The organism is Brachybacterium sp. NPDC056505, from assembly GCF_042794925.1.
Classification (GTDB): domain Bacteria; phylum Actinomycetota; class Actinomycetes; order Actinomycetales; family Dermabacteraceae; genus Brachybacterium; species Brachybacterium kimchii.
The window spans coordinates 34,582-54,646 of sequence record NZ_JBHTSV010000023.1 but is presented as its reverse complement, the minus strand read 5'-3'; the positions used below and the strand labels follow the sequence as shown (position 1 = coordinate 54,646).

Genomic DNA, 20,065 nt, shown 5'->3' with positions numbered 1-20,065 from the left:
GGGTTTGTTTTATATGAGACAGGTTTCGTACCACTCGCCGTTTCGAGGGGCGCCTCGCACCATGCCGCGCGGCCCAGCGGCCCCGGGGCCCCGTGGCCGCACCTCCCGGCTCCCGACTCCCGACTCCCGGCTCCACGCACCTCACCGCCCGGCGTCTCGCCGGACGCCCCGCCGTGCGCCGCGCGTTCCGCCGCGAGTACCCTGATCCCAGCGCTCACCGTCGCCGCGGTGGGCGCTTCTGCATTCCGGCCGGTCGTCGCGCTGCGCGCCGCATCCGGTCCGTCGACCCCAGCTCCCCCGCGTCAGGACCCTCCGTGCCCGAGACCCCCACCCCACGACATCCCTCGACCGACCCCGAGCGGCCGGCCGCGTCGACCGACCCCGCGCCCACGGGGACGTCGGCCGGCCCCGCGTCCACGGCCCCGTCGGCCGACCCCTCGCTCGCGGCCCCGTCGACCTCGACGGCCGCGCCCCGCACCGCACGCCCCGAGGACGAGCGCCTGCCGCTCCCCCGCAGCCTCGTCTACGGCGCCCAGCACGTGCTCTCGATGTACGGCGGCGTGGTCGCCGTCCCGCTGATCATCGGCGGCGCCGCGGGCCTGCCGGGGGACCAGATCGGGGTGCTCGTGGCCTCGGCCCTGTTCGTCTCGGGCGTGACCACGCTGCTCCAGTCGCTGGGCATCCCCTTCTTCGGGGCGAAGCTGCCGCTCGTCCAGGGCACCACTTTCGGCGCGGTCTCGACGATGCTCGTCATCATCGCGGGCGACGGCGGGCTCCCCTCGGTGTTCGGCTCGGTGATCGTCGCCGGCATCGTCGGCTTCCTGCTCGCACCGGTGGTCTCGCGTCTGCAGCCGCTGTTCCCACCGGTGGTGACGGGCACGATCATCGCCGCGATGGGCATCTCGCTGCTGCCGGTCGCGGCCGGCTGGATCATGGGCACGGAGGGGGCGCCCGGCTACGGCAGCGCCCTGCACCTGGGCCTCGCCGCGCTCACTCTCGTCGCCGTGCTCGTGTTCTCGCGGATCCGGGCGCTCTCGGGCGTCGCGATCCTGCTGGGCATCGCCGTGGGCACCGTGATCGCCGCGATCGTCGGGGCCGCGGACTTCTCCGAGGTCCTCACCGGCAGCGTCGTCGCCCTGCCGCGCCCGTTCGCCTTCGGCGTGCCGACGTTCCATCTCGCGGCGATCGTGCCGATGGTCGTGGTCATCATCGTGACGCTCATGGAGACCACCGCGAACCTGTTCGCGGTCACCAAGGTCGTCGGCACCGATCTGCCCCCGCGGCGCCTGGCCGACGGTCTGCGCGCCGACATGGCCGCGAGCGCACTGGCCCCGCTGGTGAACTCGTTCCCGGCGACCGCGTTCGCGCAGAACATCGGGCTGATCTCCGTCACCCGCGTGCGGTCCCGCTTCACCGTGGCGGCGGGCGGCGTGATCCTCGTGCTGCTGGGGCTCGTGCCGCTCCTGGGCCGCGTGGTCGCGGCCGTCCCCCAGCCGGTGCTGGGCGGCGCGGGCCTCGTGCTGTTCGGCTCGGTCGCCGCCGCAGGCATCCGCACGATCGGCGAGGCCCCGCGCCGCGACGACCGCGACGCCGGCCACGACACGCTCATCGTCGCGGTCTCGCTGTCCCTCGCCGTGCTCCCGGTCGCCGTCCCTGCGCTCTACGACGCCCTGCCGTCGCTCGCGGCGATGGTGCTGGGCTCCGGCGTGAGCGCCGCCGCCTTCAGCGCAGTGCTGCTGAACCTGCTGCTCAAGGGACGCGGGGGCATCCGTCCCCACGACCACCTGTAGACGGGCCTGCCCGCTCGGGCACTCGAGCACTCGCCCCGACTGCCGCCCAGCCGCCGGAGCGCCCAGGAGCCCAGGAGCCCAGGAGCCCAGGCAGAAGAATGAGGCTGGCGAACCAAGAAACCTGTGTCCTTGGTCCGCCAGCCTCATCTCTTCCGTCCTCGGCCGACGGGCCGCGCCGCGGCGCTCACTCAGGCGAGGTAGTCGACGTCCTTGGTCTCCGAGCCGATGAACAGCGACACCAGGGTGACCACGGCGGCCAGCGCGAGGTATCCGCCCACCAGCCAGAGCTGGCCGTCCATCGCCGTCCACAGGGCGATCAGCGCGTAGGGGGCGGGCGCCGCCCCGATCACCGAGGCCATGTTGTAGCTGACGGCGCTGCCGGTGTAGCGGACGTCGGCCTTGAACATCTCGGGCAGGAACGCCGCCATCGGGCCGAAGGTGAGGCCCATGAGCGTGAAGCCGATGATCAGCGCGACCATGACGCCCACGGTGCCGGCACCCACCAGGGGGTGCAGGAGCAGGCCGTAGATGCCGATGAGCACGGTGACGATGAGGAGCATGCGGCGCCGCCCCATGCGGTCGGCGAGCGGGCCGGAGACCACGGTGAAGATGCCGAAGAAGACGACGCCGATGATGAGCATGGTGAGGAACGTCGGACGCGCGTAGCCGAGCCCCGGCACGGCCCCGTCGGCCGGCGTGGTGCCGACGACCATGAGGAACGCGGTCATCATGTAGAAGAGCACGTAGGTCGCGACCATGGCGAGGGTCGCCAGGATCAGAGGCTTCCAGGCGGTCCGGAACACGCGGGCGATCGGCACCGAGGCCACGCGCTGCTCGTCGAGGACCTTCTGGAAGGCGGGGGTCTCCATGAGCTTCAAGCGCACCCAGAGGCCCACGATCACGAGCGCCGCGGAGAACAGGAACGGCAGGCGCCAGCCCCAGGAGGCGAACTGGGCGTCGGTCATGGTGAGGCTCAGGATCACGAACAGGATGTTCGAGAGGATGAAGCCGATGGGCGCGCCGAGCTGAGGGAAGGTGCCGTAGAGGGCACGCTTGCCGGGCGGGGCGTTCTCGGTCGCGAGCAGGGCCGCGCCGGACCATTCGCCGCCCAGTCCCACGCCCTGGCAGAAGCGCAGGAGCACGAGGATCGCGGGCGCGAGGATCGTGAATCCGGGAGCTGATGCCGTGGGCAGCACGCCGATGAGGAAGGTCGCGATGCCCATCACCAGCAGGCTCGCCACGAGCGTGCGCTTGCGGCCGATGCGATCGCCGAAGTGCCCGAAGATGATCGAGCCGATGGGGCGCGCGAAGAACGCGACGCCGAAGATGGCGAAGGAGCTCAGCAGCTGCGTCGTGGGCGTCTCGTTCGGGAAGAAGAGCGCGGGGAAGACCAGCGAGGCCGCGGTCGCGTACGCGTAGAAGTCGAAGAACTCGATGGTCGTGCCGACCATCGAGGCGACGATCACGCGTCCGCGGGTGTTCGCGGGGGCTGCGTCGGGAGCGTTCGGCTCGGAGGGGGCCGACGCCGTCGGGGCGGGATAGTGCGTCACGATCGGCGAATTTACGCTCAAGTCTCGACATGCGGAATTGTGTCCGGAATATGGAACCTGGGCGTCCGTGAGACGGCCACTGCGTTCCGGTGACTCGCCCCACGCACCGGTGACCGACGGCACGCACCTTCGTCCACAGCCGCCCTGCGCCCTGTCGTCTCCCGCTCTAGTCTGTCGCTGTGCCCTCTGCGATCGCGCGTGATCTGACTCCCGAGGAGGCCCGTGCGCGCCTCGAGGAGGTCCTCGAGGTGTACCGCGCCGCATGGGACGCGAGCGCGTCCCTGCTCGATCATCTGCGCGGTCGGATCCGTCATTCGCTCTCGATGGTCCCGGGCACGCGCATCGCCGTCGTGGAGGACGAGCGGACCTCGCAGCTGCACTCCATGCTGTTCGGACACGTCTACCACCGAAGCTCCTGGTGGCCGCGGCAGGTGCAGGGCGCGCTCGAGGCGGCGGGACTCGCGGACTGGACGCTCGACGCCTTCGAGGTGGTCGAGGTCGCGACCACCCCGTGGGCGCGCGGGCGGGGCTTCGCCCGTGCGCTCCTCGAGCACCTGCACGCGACGATGCCCCAGACCACCTCGCTGCTGTCGACGGGCCCCGACAATCCGGCGCGGGCCCTGTACCGTCGCTGCGGCTACGTCGAGCTGCTGCCGGACTTCCGCTACCAGGTCACCGGATCCCCCGCTGTCGTCCTCGGCTACCGGCGGGCCTGAGCGCCGACGGGTCCGAGAGCCAGGGGCCCCGTGGCTCGCCCGGCGCTCACTCCTCCCGATCGGCGCCGATCTCCCCGAGGAGCGCCCGTGCGTAGGAGCCGTGCACGGACTCCTCGTCCGAGGGATGGTAGAGGCCGGCGCGGACGTCCCGCGAGAGGCGCTCGAGCTCCGAGGTGCGCGAGAAGTGCGCGCCGCCGCTCGCGCGGAGCACCTGGTCGACCGCGCCGATCGCCGCCTCGGTCGCGCGGTGCTTCACGCCGGAGAGCTGCAGGAACCAGCGCGGGCCGTGATCCACGGTCCCCGGTGTGCTCGTACCCGTACCCAGGGCGTCGAGATCGGCGACCACCTTCTCGATCTGCAGCACGGACCCGGCCAGCGCGATCGCCGCGCCGGCGAGGCGGCGGCGCACGTCCGGGTCGTCGGCGAGGACGATGCCGCGCGTGGCGCTTCGGCGCCGAGACGCGATCTGCGTGCCCAGCTCGACGGCGCGTTCGGCCAGTCCCGTGTACACCGACGCCAGGAGCAGCTCGAAGGCCCCGAAGATCCCCATCACGAAGGGGTCCGTGTTCGGGCCGACGGGCGTCCGGGTGATGACGTCCTCGGCCGCGAGGCGGGCGCCGTGCAGACGGGTGGTGCGCGACTGGGTGGCCCGCATGCCTTGGGTGTCCCAGTCGTCGAGCGTCTCGACCGCATCGGTGCGCTCGATCGAGCCGAGGACGAGCGGGAGGTCGACGTCGTCCCCGGGGATCCTGCCGTGCACGACCAGCCGGTCCCAGACGGGCGCGAGGGAGGTGAAGATCTTGGTGCCCTCGAGCAGGTATCCGCCCTGGCCGTCGCTGCGGGCGACGGTCTGGGAGTCGAAGAGCATCGCCTCGTTGCCGGGCTCGGAGACGCCGAAGGCGAGCAGGCGGCCCGCGAGGGCGTGCTCGAGGATGGGCTCGCCCCCTTCGGCGCCCAGGCGGCGGGCGTGCAGGGCGGCGCCGGTGATCACGAGGTGCATGTTCATGGCGAGGGCGGTCGCGGGCGCGGCGCCGGCGAGACGGCGCTGGATGCGGCTCGCCTCCAGGAGGGTCGCGCCGATCCCGCCCAGCTCGCGGGGCACGAGCAGGCGCATGTAGCCGAGCTCCCGAAGATCCTCGAGGTCATCACGGGGGAAGGTGTTCTCGCGGTCGTGGACCGCGGCGCGCTCGCGGAAGCTGCGCAGGAGCGGATCGGGCAGGAGGGCGACGGCGTCGACGGTCATGGCCCCACCGTAGGCCAGGGGCGGGCCGCTCAGGCCGGGCCGGTGTCCTCGAGGGTGGCGACGACGGGCCGATGGTCCGACGCCTTCCCCGGCGGCACCTCGACGGCGCGCGCGGTGAGGGGCCCGTGCACCCAGATCCCGTCGATCCTCCGCACCGGGAACACGGCGGGAAACGATCCGCGCACGCCCGCGCCCATCGCGCGGCCCATGCCCGGGAGGCGCGAGGCCGGGAGACGCGAGGCCACGGCGGCGGCCACATTCGCGACGGCGGAGGCCACGGCGGTGGCGGCGGCCGAGAGGGCCGGCGAGCGCAGCGCCGCTCTGAGGCTCCATCCCGCGCGCCCGGCCGCCGATGCGCCACCGGGGGCACGCCTCTCCGAGAGGCCGCCGGCCGGGGCCCGGCCACTGGCCTCGAGGGCCGCGTCGCGCCAGCCCGCGGCGGCGAGCGGCCGCATCTCGGTGGCGCCCTGATCGGCGTTCATGTCCCCGAGCAGCAGCGCGGGAGGAGCGGAGGGCTCGTCGTCACCCGGGCCGTGCAGGTCCAGCGCGCGCCGAGCCTCGATCTCGAGGATCCGTCCGATCTGTGCGCGGCGATGCCCAGGGTGCTCCTTGTCCAGGTGCGTGACGAGGACGGTCAGGTCGGCGCGCATCGGCGCGTCCGCGGGATCGGACCGGTCCCCCGCCGGTGCATCCACTGCGCCGTCCTCGTCCCGTGCCCCGCGCACGCTCGCGCACAGAACCGCCCGCGGTTCGCGCAGCGGCCCGAGGCCGGGACCGGCAGGCAGCAGATGCGTCGCGGACTCGAGGATCCGCCCTCGGACCAGAAGTGCGACCCCGTACTGGCGCCGGGGCCCGTCGGGGTCCGTCCCGGGGCGGTCGATGGCCGGCGCGAAGGCCACGTCCATCCCGAGCATCTCGGCGAGCGCCCGGGCCTGGTCCTCGCCCGCGGAGCGGTCGCCGAAGGCGACGTCGACCTCCTGCAGGCCCACGACGTCCGCGTCCAGGGCGCGGATCTCCGCCGCGGTGCGGGCGAGGTCGAGGTGGTCGTCGGCCGAGGCGCCGTGATGGATGTTGAAGGTCGCCGCGCGCAGCATCCCCGCCCGTCCAGCACGCCCGGCCGGTCCGGTCCGCCCCGCGTGCGCGCTCATCAGTGCAGGCAGCCGGGGCCCAGCAGAGCCTTGAGCGAGGCGTAGAGCGCGGCCGACGGCGAGACCGCGAGCCTGCGGTCGAGCTCCATGAGCGTGGAGCGTCCGGGTTCCTGGAGCTTCAGCCGCACCTCGCTCATGCCGCGGTTGTCCTCGAGCACGCCGCGCAGGTCCTCGGCGATCCGCTGGGTGAAGCGGGCGGCGGGCACGGTGATGATCACGGGACCGTCGGTGCCCATCGAGCTGGAGGTGTCGGGAATCGTCATCTCCATGACGCGCATCTCGGGCATGCCCTTGGAGGTGTCGACGCGGCCCTTCATGGAGACCACGAGGTCCTCGGCGAGCTCGGTCGCGACGGTCTGGTAGGTGGTCGGGAACAGAAGGCAGTCGATCGCACCCTCGAGGTCCTCGACCGTGGCGATCGCCCACATGTCGCCCTTCTTGGTGGTCTTGCGCTGCAGGCCCGTGATGAGGCCGGCGATCGTGACCATCGTGCCGTCCTCGATCGCGCCGTCGTCCGCCAGGGAGCTGATCGTGGTCGTCGAGTTCTGGGCGATGATGTGCTCGAGCCCGTGCAGCGGGTGGTCCGAGACGTACAGGCCGAGCATGTTGCGCTCGAAGGCGAGCTTCTCCTTGCGGTCCCACTCGGGGACCTCGGGGATCGTGATCGTCGCCGAGGAGCCGGAGGCCGCGTCACCCTCCTCGCCTCCGCCGAAGAGGTCGGAGCCGAACAGGTCGTACTGGCCCTGGGCCTCCTTGCGCTTGACGCCGACCACGGAGTCCACGGCGTCCTCGTGGATGAGGACGAGGGAGCGGCGGTTGGCTCCGAGGGAGTCGAAGGCGCCGCCCTTGATGAGGGACTCGATGGTGCGCTTGTTGCACACGGTGAGCGGGACCTTGTCCAGGAAGTCGGTGAAGGACGTGAAGGCGCCCTCCTCCTCGCGGGCCTGCAGGATCGCCTCGACGACGTTCGCACCCACGTTGCGGATCGCGGAGAGTCCGAAGCGGATGTCGTCCCCGACGGCCGAGAAGTACATGTCGGACTCGTTGACGTCCGGAGGCAGCACGGTGATGCCGTGGTGGCGGCAGTCGCCGAGGTAGAAGCCGAGGCGGTCGCGATTCTCCTGGGTGGAGGTGAGCAGGGCCGCCATGTACTCGGTCGGGAAGTGCGCCTTGAGGTAGGCCGTCCAGTAGGAGACCACGCCGTAGGCGGCGGAGTGCGACTTGTTGAACGCGTAGTCGGCGAAGGGCAGCAGCGTGTCCCAGAGGGCCTTGATGGCCGCGGCGGAGTAGCCGCGCTCCTTCATGCCGGCCTCGAAGGAGACGTACTGCTTGTCCAGCTCCGCCTTCTTCTTCTTGCCCATCGCGCGGCGCAGGATGTCGGCCTCGCCGAGCGAGTACCCGGCGACCTTCTGCGCGATCTGCATGACCTGCTCCTGATAGACGATCAGGCCGTAGGTCTCGGAGAGGACCTCCTGCAGGGGCTCCTCGAGCTCGGGGTGGATGGGGGTGATGTCCTGCAGCCCGTTCTTGCGCAGGGCGTAGTTCGTGTGGGAGTTCATGCCCATCGGGCCGGGGCGGTAGAGCGCGCCGAGCGCCGAGATGTCGCCGAACTTGTCGGGCTTCATCTGCCGGCAGAGCTCGCGGTAGCCGGCGGAGTCGAACTGGAACACGCCCGCGGTGTCGCCGCGCTGGAGCAGGGTGTAGGGCGCGGGGTCGTCGAACTCGAGGGTCTCCAGGTCCGGGGCGGTCTTCCCGTTCTTCCCGATGTTGTCGAGGGCGTCGGAGACGATCGTGAGGTTGCGCAGTCCCAGGAAGTCCATCTTCAGCAGCCCGAGCGCCTCGCACTCGGGGTACTCGAACTGGGTGATCACCTGGCCGTCCGAGGGGCGACGCATGATCGGGATGATGTCCGTCAGGGTGTGGCTGGACATGATGATCCCGCAGGCGTGCACGCCCCAGCCGCGGGCCAGGCCCTCGACGCCCTTCGCGATCTCGAGGACGCGCTGCGCGTCGGGGTTCTCGTCGACGACGCGGCGGAACTCGCCGGCCTCGGCGTAGCGCTTGTGCTCGGGGTCGTGGATGCCCGAGAGCGGGATGTCCTTGCCCATGACCGACGGCGGCAGAGCCTTGGAGAGCATGTCGCCCATCGCGTACGGGTAGCCCAGCACGCGCGAGGCGTCCTTCAGCGAGTTCTTCGTCTTCATGACGCCGAAGGTGACCAGCTGGGAGACCTTGTCGTCGCCGTACTTGCGGGTCACGTACTCGATGACCTCGCCGCGGCGGCGATCATCGAAGTCGACGTCGAAGTCGGGCATGGAGACGCGGTCGGGGTTCAGGAAGCGCTCGAACAGCAGACCGTGCTCGAGGGGGTTCAGGTCGGTGATGCGCATGGCGTAGGCGACCATCGAGCCGGCGCCCGAGCCTCGTCCGGGCCCCACGCGGATCCCGTTCTCCTTGGCCCACTTGATGAAGTCGGAGACGACGAGGAAGTAGCCGGGGAAGCCCATCTGGGTGATGATCCCGGTCTCGTACTCGGCCTGCTTCTTCACATCGTCGGGGATCCCCTGGGGGAAGCGGTACTCGAGCCCGCGCTGGACCTCCTTGATGAACCACGAGTGCTCGTCCTCCCCGGGCGGGCAGGGGAAGACGGGCATGAAGTTCGCGCCCTCGGCGGTGGTCGTGAAGGAGACCTCGCACATCTCGGCGATCTTCAGGGTGTTGTCGCAGGCCTCGGGCAGCTCGCGGAAGAGCTCGCGCATCTCGCGGGCGGACTTCAGGTAGTAGCCGGAGCCGCCGAACTTGAAGCGTCCCGGGGTGTCGAAGGTGGAGCCCGAGTTGATGCACAGCAGGGCGTCCTGGATCTTCGCGTCCTCCTCCGTGACGTAGTGGAGGTCGTTGGTCGCCAGCAGCGGCGCGCCGATGTGCTTCGAGAGCTCGATGAGCTCCTTGGTCACACGCTGCTCGAGATCGAGGCCGTGGTCCATGAGCTCGACGAAGTAGTTCTCCTTGCCGAACATGTCCTGGAACTCGCCGGCGGCCTTCACCGCCTCGTCCCACTGGCCCAGCCGGAGGCGGGTCTGCACCTCGCCCGAGGGGCAGCCGGTGGAGGCGATCAGCCCGCTCGAGTACTTCTGCAGGATCTCGCGGTCCATGCGCGGCCACTTGCCCATCTGCCCGTCGAGCGAGGCCTCCGAGGCCAGGCGGAACAGGTTGTGCATGCCCTCGGTCGAGCGCGAGAGCAGGGTGAGGTGCGTGTAGGCGCCGCGAGCGGAGACGTCGTCCCCGGCCTCCTGCTGGGCCTTCGTTCCCCACTGCACGCGGGTGCGGTCGTGGCGGCTGGTCCCCGGGGTCACGTAGGCCTCGACGCCGATGATCGGCTTCACGCCGGCGGCCGTCGCGGTCTTGTAGAACTCGTAGGCGCCGAACACGTATCCGTGGTCGGTGATGGCGATGGCCTTCTGGTCCTGGCGGACCACCTCGTCGATGAGTTTGTCGACCTTCGCGGCCCCGTCCAGCAACGAGTAGTCGGTATGGACGTGGAGGTGAACGAAGTCGTCGGCCATGCGCTCCAGCGTACTGGTGAGGGCCGACGGACGGGCCGTCCAGTCGACTCTCGGAAGGGTCGGGGAGGTCACCCCGGCGGGTCGGGCGCGTCGGGAATGCGGGCGGGGTTCCGGGCGTTCGCGGCGGGACGGCCGGGGCGGCGCGCACGGCGCCCATGGCCCCGACTGCCACCGCCGATCATCAGTCGCCGGTCATGGGTCACCGGTCATGGGTCACCGGTCGCCGGTCCCGCTGTCACCGACCGGCATATATCGGACATCTCTGCCATATACACCAGAGAGTGCGCACCGGCGCCGGTGCGTGACGGTCCCGGCTCATCAGACGGTCCACCCGCCGGGGTCACCCGCCGGACGGCCGCCCAGTGCTTCCGTCCTCCTCGGCCGTCTCGTTCTCCTGGCCCGGCCCGCCCTGCTCGGCCGTCCCGTCCTCCTCGGCCTCCTGCTCGCGGCGCATGCCGGTGAGCAGCTGGTCGAGGTAGTCGTGGACGTCCTCGTAGCTGAGGTGGCGCTCATCGCGGCGGGGCGGGATGCCGCCCACGAAGGCGCCCCCGTGCCAGGCCATCGAGTCGTCCGGCAGGGTGGGGTCGTCGTCGCGCCAGAGATCCAGGGGAATGGAGTGGGCGGCGAGGTCGCGGGCGATCTCGTCGGCCTTCGCGGGGTTGCCCGAGCGCTGCATGACCTGCATCAGCAGGGACTGGGCGGCCCAGGCGGAGGCCTCGTCGCCGCCGGGATCCACGGACTCCTGGACGAGGCCCAGGAAGCTCGCGGCCAGCGCGTCCTCGCGGTTCTCGTAGAGGTCCTTGGCCACGCGCAGGGCGATCCTGGGCACGTGCTCGCGGTGCTCCCAGAGCGCGGCCGCCCCGAGCAGCGCCATGCCCGTGCCCGTGGGGAACTCGGGGTCCATGGCGATCGCCGAGCGCGGCATGCGGCCCGCGCGCCGGTCGTCGTCGGCCTCGAGGAAGGCGCGGCCGGCCTCGGTGATGGCCCGGTGCATGCGCTCCTCGTCGTGGAGGACGACCTCGGCATCCGCCGGATCCAGCCCCAGCAGTCGGGCCACGCGGCCGACGGGGAAGCTGGGCCTCGCGAGCGCGCGCTCATGGGGCGGGATCAGGGATGTGCCCGCGTCGGGGTCGGGTCGCTCCTCGCTCATGCCTCGACCGTACAGGCCCCGCGGGTGCGCACCCGTCATCGATACGCTCCGGCGGAGTCGGTGCTCACAGGCGCCCCGACCGCGGGCTCGACGCGCACCCACCACGGGCGCGAGGCGCTCAGGCGCCCTCGCGCAGGGCGTCCAGCGAGTGCTGGAGGTCGGCGGGATAGTGCGAGGTGTAGGTGACCTGCTCGCGGGTCACGGGGTGCACGAAGGAGAGCTCCATGGCATGCAGCCACTGCCGCTTGAGGCCGATGCGCGCCGCGAGCGTCGGGTCCGAGCCGTACAGGGGGTCCCCCGCCAGCGGGTGGCGCATGGCGGAGAAGTGCACGCGGATCTGGTGGGTGCGCCCGGTCTCGAGGTGCACCTCGCAGAGCGCCGCGCCGGGCAGCTCCTCCATCACGTCGTAGTGCGTGACCGAGGGCTTGCCGTCGCGCAGCACGGCGAACTTGTAGTGGTGGTTCGGCGAGCGCCCGATGGGCGAGTCGATCGTGCCCTGCGGCGGCATCGGCCGCCCCTGGCAGAGCGCGTGGTAGGTCTTGGAGACCTCGCGGGCCCGGAAGGCGTCCTTGAGCACGGTGTACGCGCGCTCGGTGCGGGCGACGACCATGAGGCCGCTCGTGCCCACGTCCAGGCGGGAGACGATCCCGCGGCGCTCCGGATCTCCCGAGGTCACGATGCTCACGCCCGCGCCGGCGAGGTGCCCGAGGACCGTCGGCCCGCTCCAGCCCGCACTGGGGTGGGCGGCCACGCCCACGGGCTTGTCGATCACCACGATGTCGTCGTCCTGATGGACGAGGCCCATGCCCTCGACGATGCTCGGGCGCACCTCGAGGGGCGGAGCCTCCTGCGGGATGCGCACGGTGAGCATCGCGCCGGGCTCCAGTCGGGTCGAGCGCGCGGGCATCGCGCCGTCCACCGCGACCTCGCCGGCCATCACGAGGTCCGCGGCGCGCGTGCGCGAGAGTCCGAACAGCCGGGCGATGCCGACGTCCACGCGCTCCCCCGCGAGACCGTCGGGCACAGGGACGGTGCGCTCCTCGCTCATCGCGGCGGCTCCTGGGAGGTCGGGTCGTCGGGGGCAGTCGGGTCTGAGGTCGCGTCCGGGTCAGCGGCCGACGGGTTCGCGGGTCGGCCGAGCAGGCCCAGAAGCACCACGAGAAGGGCTCCGCCGGTCACCCCCATGTCGGCGACGTTGAAGATCGGCCAGTGCGGCAGCTGCAGGAAGTCGACGACCCATCCGGTGAAGGGACCGGGAGCCCGCAGCAGGCGATCGTGGATGTTCCCGAGCGCCCCTCCGAGCACGAGGCCGAGGGCGATCGCATAGGGGCGCGAGCGCACCGAGCGCAGGGCGAACACCACCACGGCCACGGCGATCACGATCTGCACGATCGTGACCACAGGGGTGATGCCCGATCCCATCCCCCAGGCCGCGCCCGAGTTGTACAGCAGGTTCAGCTGCAGGATCTCGCCGAGCAGCGGCTGCGGGGTGAGCGGTGCGAGGTGCGCCTCCGCCCAGTGCTTGGTGACCTGGTCGAGGATCAGGATGACCACGGCCACCGCCACGACGACGACCAGCGCGGTCGTCCGGGAGATGCCCCGCAGCACGCCGTCCGCCCCGCCGCCGATGCGGTGGAGCTGCGGCTCACAGGCCGAAGTTCGCGTGCTTGTCCTGGGTCTCGCTCGTCTCGAGCTCGCTGAGCTGGTTCTCCAGGTAGTTGCGCAGACGGTTGCGGTAATCGCGCTCGAACGTGCGCAGCTTCTCGATCTTCTTCTCGAGATCGGCCTTCTTGGTCTCGAGGTCGTCGAGCGTGGTGCGGGACTTCTCCTCGGCCTCGCCGACGATGCGCTGGTGCTCATCGTTGGCCTCGGAGATGAGGCGGTCGCGCTCGACCTCGCCGTTGCGCACGTGCTCGTCGTGCAGGCGGTTGGCGAGGGCGATGATGCCTGCGGCCGACTGGTCGGGCGTCTCGGCGACGGCGGCCGCGGCGTCCTGCGTGGACTGCGCATCGGCGAGGGCGGCGGTGTCCGCCTCCGTGGTGCCGGTCTCGGCGGTCGCGGCCTCGGGGGCCGCGGCGCTCTCGCTGACGGCAGCGGTCTCGGAGGTCGCGTCCTCCACCGGCTCGGCCGGAGCGGCGGCGGAGCCGTCCTGCGCGGCGCTCTCGAGCTCGGCGACGCGGTTGTGCGCCTCCTCGAGCTCCTTGGTCAGCCGGGCGTTCTCGTCGATGAGCTCCTGCAGGCGCGGAAGCACCTCGAGGTCGAGGTAATTGTCGACCTCGTCCATGTCGTAGCCTTCGGAGAACCGAACCGGGGTGAACCGCTTGTTCTCCAGGTCCTCGGGCATCAGAGCCATGGGTCACCTTCTCGTACGTCGTGTGGTCAACGCGCCGCTCAGCGTCGCACTGCACAGCGTAGCGGATCGCGCGCAGTGCCACGGCCAGGTCGTGAACCCCGCCGCCGTGGCAGGCGCCACGTCCGCGGGCAGGGTCTCCCGACCCCAGGGCGCGAGGGCGCCCGCGCGGGCCTCAGATCGCGATGCCCCAGAGCACGCGCATCAGCAGGGAGCACACCAGCAGCAGGATCAGCAGGCTGAGGTCGAGGGAGAAGCTGCCCAGCCGCAGGGGCGGGATCACCCGGCGCAGAGCGCGCACAGGGGGATCCGTGAGCGTGAAGACGATCTCGAACAGCAGCAGCACGATGCCGCGGGGCCGAAAGTCGCGCGCGTACGAACGGATCCAGTCGAGCACGAGACGTGCCAGCAGGACCAGCGTGTACAGCAGCAGCGCGAGATAGAGGATCGAGGCGATCAGCTGCACTGCGCGCTCAGCTCTGGTTGTAGAAGCTGCCCTCGTCCGTGGTGGACTCGCCGTCCACCTCGACGAACTCCGGGGAGAGCAGGAACACCTTCCCGGTGATGCGCTCGATGCTGCCGCGCAGCCCGAAGACCAGACCGGCGCAGAAGTCGACCATGCGCTTGGCATCGCCGTCCTGCATGTCGCTCAGGTTCACGATCACCGGCACGCCGTCCCGGAAGGACTCGCCGATCGCCTTGGCGTCGTTGTACGAGCGAGGGTGAATGGTGGTGATGCGCTGCATCGTGTCCTCCGACGGGTGGCTGACGGCCACCACGCTGCTCTGGCGCTGACGGATCGGGGTCACCTGCGCCTCCCGCTCGTGGGCCGGCTCCGGCGCGCGCTCGGTGCGGCGCACGGGCGCCACCTCGTCGCGACGCGGCTGCTCGTCCTCGTAGTAGTCCTCGTCGACCTCGTTGGCGAGGCCGAGAGCGACCATCGCGTTGTGCCAGGCTCCCATGGTGCTCTCCCTGTGCATTCGTTCGTCCGCTGCGGTTGGTGGGACTCCGGGGAAGCACGGGGAGTGCGCGGGAGTCCCGGTCAAGAACCTACCGGAGGGTCGCGACGCTCCGACGGACGTGGACGGCGTGTCGTCGCCCGGCGTGTCGCATCACCCGCGGTCGCGGCGCATGTCACCGGCGCTCGCGACGCGGCGGCCGGGGTCGGGCCGGGGCGGGCGCGGCCGGGGTCGGGCCTGGGCGGGCGCGGCCGAGCCGGGTCACGCGCGGCGGATGACTCCGGCGAACCGGCCCGTGCGCTGCGCGCGGCGGTAGGAGAACAGGGCGTCGGTCTCGAGGGTGCACGGATGGTCGTCGTCGACGGCCGACGGAGCCAGACCCGCCTTCTCGAGGATCGCACGCGCTCCCGCCCGCAGATCGAGGGCCGGGGTGCCCTGACGCGTGGTCGCCCGGACGGCCGGGAGGTCTGCGGCGGCCCGGGCGCGCATCTCCTCGGGCACCTCGTAGCAGGACCCGCAGATGCCCGGGCCGATGGCCGCATGCGTGCGCTCCGGGCGCGCGCCGAGCGCTCGCATCTGCTCGAGCGTGCGCTCGAGCACTCCGCCGAGCAGGCCCGCACGGCCCGCGTGCGCCGCGGCCACGACGCCGGCCTCGGCGTCGCTGAACAGCACCGGGAGACAGTCGGCCACCATGATCGCCAGGGCCACGTCAGCGCGGTCGGTGACCAGCGCATCCGCCGTCACGACCTGCCGCTCCCCCGCGCCCCCTGCATCCCCCGCGTCCCCTGCGGGGGGTTCCGACGCCCGCAGCACGTGCACACGGTCGGAGTGGACCTGCTCGACGAAGACGAGGGGCGCGCCGATGTGCGCGGCGAGCAGCTCGCGGTTCCGCGTCACGGCCTCCGGGGCGTCGCCCACGTGGTGGGCGAGGTTCAGCCCCTCGAACGGGGGCTCGGAGACCCCGCCGAGACGGGTCGTGAACAGGGCTCGGGCCCCGCGAAGCCGCGGGGCCCGAGCACCGGTGACGGCCGTCGGCCGCTGGTCGTTCACTGCTGCCGGTCGCTCACTTGAGGAACGAGGGCAGGTCCAGGTCGTCGTCGTCGGCCGGGGGCTCCTCGACGCGCGGCGGGCGCACCGGGGAGGACTGCGGCTGGACGGGCGCCGGCTGCACGGGCTGCGCCTGCTGGGGCGCCTCCTCCTCGACATCCGCCGGATCGGCCGCGGCGGGCTCTCCGGCCGGCGCCTGCTGGGACGGCGTGAAGCTCTGCTGAGGAGCTCCCCAGCCGCCGCTGGTGGCGGTCGACGCGGAATCGGCCGAGCGCACCGGGCGTGGCTCGGGACGAGCCGGGGCCGACGGCGAGGGACGGCTCGCGCCGAAGGCGCGGGCGGCACCCTCCTGACGGGAGGCGCGGTCCGATCCGCCCGCGGCCAGGCCGCGGTCCCCGCGGTCCGATCCGCCCGAGCGCACGGCGCTCGAGGAGTCGGTGCGCGGGGTGGGCCCGCCGCTCTCGAAGCCGGCGGCGATGACGGTCACGCGGACCTCGTCGCCCAGGGCGTCGTCGATGACGGAGCCGAAGATGATGTTCGCGTCCGGGTGGGCGGCCTCCTGCACCAGGCGGGCGGCTTCCGAGACCTCGTACAGGCCCAGGTCGCTGCCGCCCTGGATCGAGAGCAGCACGCCGTAGGCGCCGTCGATCGAGGCCTCCAGCAGGGGGCTGGAGACGGCGAGCTCGGCGGCCTGCAGGGCGCGATCGTCCCCGCGGGAGGAGCCGATGCCCATGAGGGCGCTGCCGGCTCCCTGCATGACGGACTTCACGTCGGCGAAGTCGAGGTTGATCAGGCCCGGCGTGGTGATGAGGTCCGTGATGCCCTGGACGCCCGAGAGCAGGACCTGGTCCGCGCTCTTGAACGCGTCGAGCATCGAGACCTGCTTGTCGGCGATCGAGAGCAGGCGATCGTTGGGGATGACGATGAGGGTGTCGACCTCGGACTGCAGCGCCTCGATGCCGGACTCGGCCTGGCTCGAGCGGCGGCGGCCCTCGAAGGTGAAGGGACGGGTGACCACGCCGATGGTCAGCGCGCCGAGGCTGCGGGCGATCTTGGCGACCACGGGCGCGCCGCCCGTGCCGGTGCCGCCGCCCTCGCCGGCGGTCACGAAGACCATGTCGGCCCCGCGCAGGACCTCCTCGATCTCCTCGCCGTGGTCCTCGGCGGCCTTGCGGCCCACCTCGGGATCGGCGCCGGCACCGAGGCCGCGGGTGATCTCCTTGCCCACGTCGAGCTTCACGTCGGCATCCGACATGAGCAGCGCCTGGGCGTCGGTGTTGATCGCGATGAACTCGACGCCCTTGAGGCCGGATTCGATCATGCGGTTGACGGCGTTGACACCGCCGCCGCCGATGCCGACGACCTTGATGACAGCGAGATAGTTCTGGGATCCGGCCACGTTCAGGTCCTTGCTCTTGTCGTACTCGTGCTGATGAGAGAGGGGCGAGGTCCGCGAACCATGACCCTCGACCTCGAGTTGAGGTTGGGACTTCTCCGCTCTCATCCCTTGTCTCGACGCTATGGACGAGGTCTGATCGGCGCAACGACCGCCCCGCGCGTGTCGCGGCGTGTTGCGACGAGTTGCGCGGGCTCACCGCCGGCCGGAGCGCCGCTGACCGGCTCGCAGGGCCGCGGGCGGGCTCCTCCCGCCTCAGCAGGCGGGACTCCCTCGCCTCCTCAGCGGGTGACGGGGGCGACGGGGCTGGTGACGTCGATCTCGCTGCCCGGCTGGGAGAGCAGGGTCGTGGCGACCTTCGCCTTCAGCTCGCTGTCCTGGGCGTTGCCCCACACGATGGTCTTCGTCCCGGAATCGGTCTTCACCGTGAGCGTCACGTCGTTCGTGGAGGACGCGGTGATGGCGGTGACGGTGGTGCGCATCGAGTCCGGCAGCGCCGCGAGCACGGAGAGCATGGATCCGGAGATCGCGTCGGTGTCCCCGCCCTTCCCGCCGATCGTGAGCGGGACGAGCTTCTCGTCCTTCCCCGCGGCCTCGGGGAGCTCGACGCCGTCGGCATCGAGGATGTGCGTCGAGCCGTCGGCCTCCTTGAGGGTCGCCAGGGGCGTGCGCTCGGTGACCTCGACGCTCAGCGTGCTGGGCCATTTCTTGGAGACCTGGGCCGACTTCACCCCGGGCACCTTCTCGACCTCCTCCTCCACGGCGCCCGAGCGCACGAGAAGCATGCTGTGGTCCTCCTGCGGGGCCGCGGCGTCGGTGACCGCGGAGGAATCCACGTAGCCGGCGCCGGTCACCGTCACCTCGTGCACCCGCAGCGGCGGGATGGTGATCGCGACGACCAGCAGGACGATCAGGGCGAGGACCGTGCCCGCGGTGCCGAGGATGATCGCGCGGCGGCGGCGCCGCCAGGGACGCGCACGCAGCATCCCGCCGAAGCGGTCGGCGGCCTGGACGACGCGGCCCCGGCCCGTCGTCTCCTCGTGCGACGCGTCGGCGCCCGTGCGCCCCGGCGCAGGGGCCGACGAGGTTCCGGAGCGCGCGGATCGCTGCGCGGAGGCCTGGTCCTCCGCACGGGCAGTCCTCGGCGCGGTCGCCGGGCGCTGTGTGGAGCTCTTCTGCGCCGCGGAGTCCCGGCGCTGCGAAGACCCCTTCTGCGACGCGGTCCCCGGGCGCTGAGCGGCGGTCTTCCTGGTCGTGGGCGCCTCGCGCTGCGCGGGCGACTGGTGGGATGCGGGGGCCCGGCGGGACGCCGGCTGCCTGCGCTGAGGGGCCGCGGGGCGCTCGTCGGCCGACGGACGGGCCTCCGGCGCTCCGGGACGCGGCCGCGGAGGGGTGGGACGGCGCGCCATCAGGACTGCTCACCGCCGAGTGCTAGGAGCACCCCCGGTGTCGCCTCGACGATGTCCCCCGCCCCGAGCATGAGGACGATGTCGCCGTCCTCGGCGGCGGCCGCGAGGGAGGGCGCGACCTCAGCGCGATCGGTCAGCGCGTGCAGCACGGCGCCCGGCTCGGCGCGATCGGTGATGGTGCGCGCGTCGACGGCGGGATCGGGATCCTCCCGGGCCCCGTAGACGGGCATCACCCAGGTCTCGTCGGCCTGGCCGAGGGCACGGGCGAAGTCTCCCGCGAAGGCGCGCGTGCGCGAGTAGAGATGGGGCTGGAACGCGACGAGCACGCGCCCGGTGGGGCCGACGATGCCCCGGGCGGCGGCGATCGTCGCCTCGACCTCCCGCGGGTGGTGCGCGTAGTCGTCGAACACGGGCACGCCGCGGACAACCCCGCGCAGGTCGAAGCGGCGCGAGGCGCCGGTGAACGGGCCGACTCCCGTCGCCAGGGCCCGCGCGATCACCGCGGGGTCCGACGTCGAGGCGGAGACGGCCGCGGAATCGGCGACGTCGGCGGCCTCGTGTCCGTCGGCGAGCAGCAGGGCGAGGCACCCGGCCAGCGCGCCCATGGCGTTCAGCACGTTGTGGTGTCCGGTGACGTGCAGGTCCAGCTCGATCTCGCCGACGGGGCCGGCGAGCCGGGCGTGCGTGCCGGTGGCCTCGGGCGTCTCCTCGAGCAGGCGCCAGTCGGCACCGGAGGCGCGGCCGTAGGTCAGGACGTCGACGCCGCGCGCGGCGGACCGCTCCCCCAGCGCCGCGGCGCCCGCGTCGTCGGCGCAGACCACGAGGGCGCCGCCCGTCGCGAGGCGGTCGACGAGCGCGTCGAAGGCGGCCACGAGGGTCGCCTCGTCGCCATGGAAGTCCAGATGGTCGGCCTCGAGGTTGGTGACCACGAGCGCGGAGGGCGCGAAGGCGAGGAAGGAGCCGTCGGACTCGTCGGCCTCGACCACCGCGAGAGGGCTCCCGGGAACGCCCTCGCCCGTCGGCCGCTCGGAGCCCGCGTCCTCGCGCAGTCCGGCATTGCGGCCCAGGTCCGGGACCGCGGCGCCGAGGGCCCAGGCCGGGTCGCCGCCCGCGCCGCGCAGGGCGAGCACGGCCATCGCCGTCGTCGACGTCTTGCCGTGGGTGCCGGCGACCGCGAGCAGCCGGCGGTCCTGCAGGAGCCCCGCGAGGGCCGCGGCGCGATGGATGACGGGGATGCCGCGTTCGCGGGCGGCGATCACCTCGACGTTGTCGGCGCGCACGGCGGTGGAGACGACGACGAGATCGACGTCATCCGCCAGCAGTGCCGCGTCGAAGCCGATCCCGATGCGAGCGCCCGCCGCGCGCAGCGGGCCGATGAACTGGCCGTCCTGGGAGTCCGAGCCGCTCACGGCGAGGCCCGCCTCGAGGGCGAGCCGCGCGACGGCGGACATCCCCGCGCCGCCGATCCGCACCACGTGGATCGAGCGCACGGGGCCCTGGGGCCATGCGGAGTCGGTGACCACGTCTCCGGGACGGAGCATCGTGCGCACCCCGTCGGGCAGGGCGGGAAGGTCGTAGGAGGCAGCGCGCGCGGTCATGCGCCCACGGTAACCGGCGCTCCTCGGAGGCTCCCGGAGGCTCTCCGCGCGTCGTCGGTCACGTGCCCGGAGAGAGGCGGGCGGGGCCCTGCGGCCGGCGCGCGGAGGGGCCGCCCGCGCTGCGGCAATCGCGATGGGGTCAGCCG

16 protein-coding genes are annotated in these 20,065 nt (G+C 72.2%); 2 read left to right on the top strand and 14 right to left on the bottom strand.

Annotated features, from left to right (window positions below; translation table 11 throughout):
- Positions 1–314: 314 nt before the first annotated feature.
- The gene (locus tag ACFQ53_RS12085) at positions 315–1,790 is read left to right on the top strand and encodes a solute carrier family 23 protein (RefSeq protein ID WP_377859956.1); all 1,476 of its coding nucleotides are present in this window, start codon (positions 315–317) and stop codon (positions 1,788–1,790) included.
- A gap of 188 nt (positions 1,791–1,978) precedes the next feature.
- Here ACFQ53_RS12085 and ACFQ53_RS12080 read toward each other — a convergent pair whose 3' ends face one another.
- On the bottom strand, positions 1,979–3,340 hold the full coding sequence (locus tag ACFQ53_RS12080; RefSeq protein ID WP_377859954.1) for an MFS transporter: 1,362 nt from the start codon (positions 3,338–3,340) through the stop codon (positions 1,979–1,981).
- Between the two features lie 179 nt (positions 3,341–3,519).
- Here ACFQ53_RS12080 and ACFQ53_RS12075 point away from each other — a divergent pair, with 179 nt between their 5' ends.
- Entirely contained in the window at positions 3,520–4,056 is a 537-nt protein-coding gene (locus ACFQ53_RS12075; protein ID WP_377859952.1) for a GNAT family N-acetyltransferase, read from the top strand.
- Between the two features lie 46 nt (positions 4,057–4,102).
- On the opposite strand, the gene ACFQ53_RS12070 is transcribed toward ACFQ53_RS12075, so the two are convergent.
- The 13 genes from ACFQ53_RS12070 to murC all read right to left on the bottom strand — a co-directional run bounded on the left by ACFQ53_RS12070 (position 4,103) and on the right by murC (position 19,919).
- Entirely contained in the window at positions 4,103–5,299 is a 1,197-nt protein-coding gene (locus ACFQ53_RS12070; protein ID WP_377859950.1) for an acyl-CoA dehydrogenase family protein, read from the bottom strand.
- A 29-nt stretch (positions 5,300–5,328) separates the two neighbouring features.
- Entirely contained in the window at positions 5,329–6,447 is a 1,119-nt protein-coding gene (locus tag ACFQ53_RS12065; RefSeq protein ID WP_377859948.1) for an endonuclease/exonuclease/phosphatase family protein, read from the bottom strand.
- Positions 6,447–10,010 (bottom strand): DNA polymerase III subunit alpha, encoded by a 3,564-nt coding sequence (gene dnaE, locus ACFQ53_RS12060; RefSeq protein ID WP_377859946.1) that lies wholly within the window; start codon positions 10,008–10,010, stop codon positions 6,447–6,449. The genes ACFQ53_RS12065 and dnaE overlap by 1 nt, the downstream gene beginning before the upstream one ends.
- Before the next feature lie 340 nt (positions 10,011–10,350).
- Positions 10,351–11,160, bottom strand: a complete 810-nt coding sequence (locus ACFQ53_RS12055) for a hypothetical protein (RefSeq protein WP_377859944.1) — start codon at positions 11,158–11,160, stop codon at positions 10,351–10,353.
- Positions 11,161–11,278: 118 nt separating this feature from the next.
- Positions 11,279–12,208, bottom strand: coding sequence for an RluA family pseudouridine synthase (locus tag ACFQ53_RS12050; protein ID WP_377859942.1), 930 nt, complete (start codon positions 12,206–12,208; stop codon positions 11,279–11,281).
- A complete protein-coding gene (lspA, locus tag ACFQ53_RS12045; protein WP_377859940.1) occupies positions 12,205–12,768 on the bottom strand; it encodes a signal peptidase II in 564 nt (187 codons plus the stop codon). Before lspA ends, ACFQ53_RS12050 begins: the two co-directional genes overlap by 4 nt.
- A 37-nt stretch (positions 12,769–12,805) precedes the next feature.
- A complete protein-coding gene (locus ACFQ53_RS12040) occupies positions 12,806–13,513 on the bottom strand; it encodes a DivIVA domain-containing protein (RefSeq protein WP_377859938.1) in 708 nt (235 codons plus the stop codon).
- Between the two features lie 172 nt (positions 13,514–13,685).
- Positions 13,686–13,976 carry a YggT family protein gene (locus ACFQ53_RS12035; RefSeq protein WP_200501114.1) on the bottom strand — a complete coding sequence of 97 codons (291 nt, stop codon included), beginning with the start codon at positions 13,974–13,976 and terminating at the stop codon, positions 13,686–13,688.
- Positions 13,977–13,983: 7 nt separating this feature from the next.
- Positions 13,984–14,472, bottom strand: a complete 489-nt coding sequence (locus tag ACFQ53_RS12030) for a cell division protein SepF (protein WP_200501115.1) — start codon at positions 14,470–14,472, stop codon at positions 13,984–13,986.
- A 258-nt stretch (positions 14,473–14,730) separates the two neighbouring features.
- Positions 14,731–15,519 (bottom strand): peptidoglycan editing factor PgeF, encoded by a 789-nt coding sequence (gene pgeF / locus ACFQ53_RS12025; protein ID WP_377859936.1) that lies wholly within the window; start codon positions 15,517–15,519, stop codon positions 14,731–14,733.
- A gap of 13 nt (positions 15,520–15,532) precedes the next feature.
- Positions 15,533–16,915 carry a cell division protein FtsZ gene (gene ftsZ, locus ACFQ53_RS12020; RefSeq protein ID WP_377859935.1) on the bottom strand — a complete coding sequence of 461 codons (1,383 nt, stop codon included), beginning with the start codon at positions 16,913–16,915 and terminating at the stop codon, positions 15,533–15,535.
- 278 nt (positions 16,916–17,193) lie between these two features.
- Positions 17,194–18,321, bottom strand: coding sequence for an FtsQ-type POTRA domain-containing protein (locus ACFQ53_RS12015; RefSeq protein ID WP_377859934.1), 1,128 nt, complete (start codon positions 18,319–18,321; stop codon positions 17,194–17,196).
- Positions 18,321–19,919: a UDP-N-acetylmuramate--L-alanine ligase gene (gene murC / locus ACFQ53_RS12010; RefSeq protein ID WP_377859933.1), complete on the bottom strand. Its 1,599-nt coding sequence runs from the start codon at positions 19,917–19,919 to the stop codon at positions 18,321–18,323. Before murC ends, ACFQ53_RS12015 begins: the two co-directional genes overlap by 1 nt.
- Between the last annotated feature and the right edge of the window lie 146 nt (positions 19,920–20,065).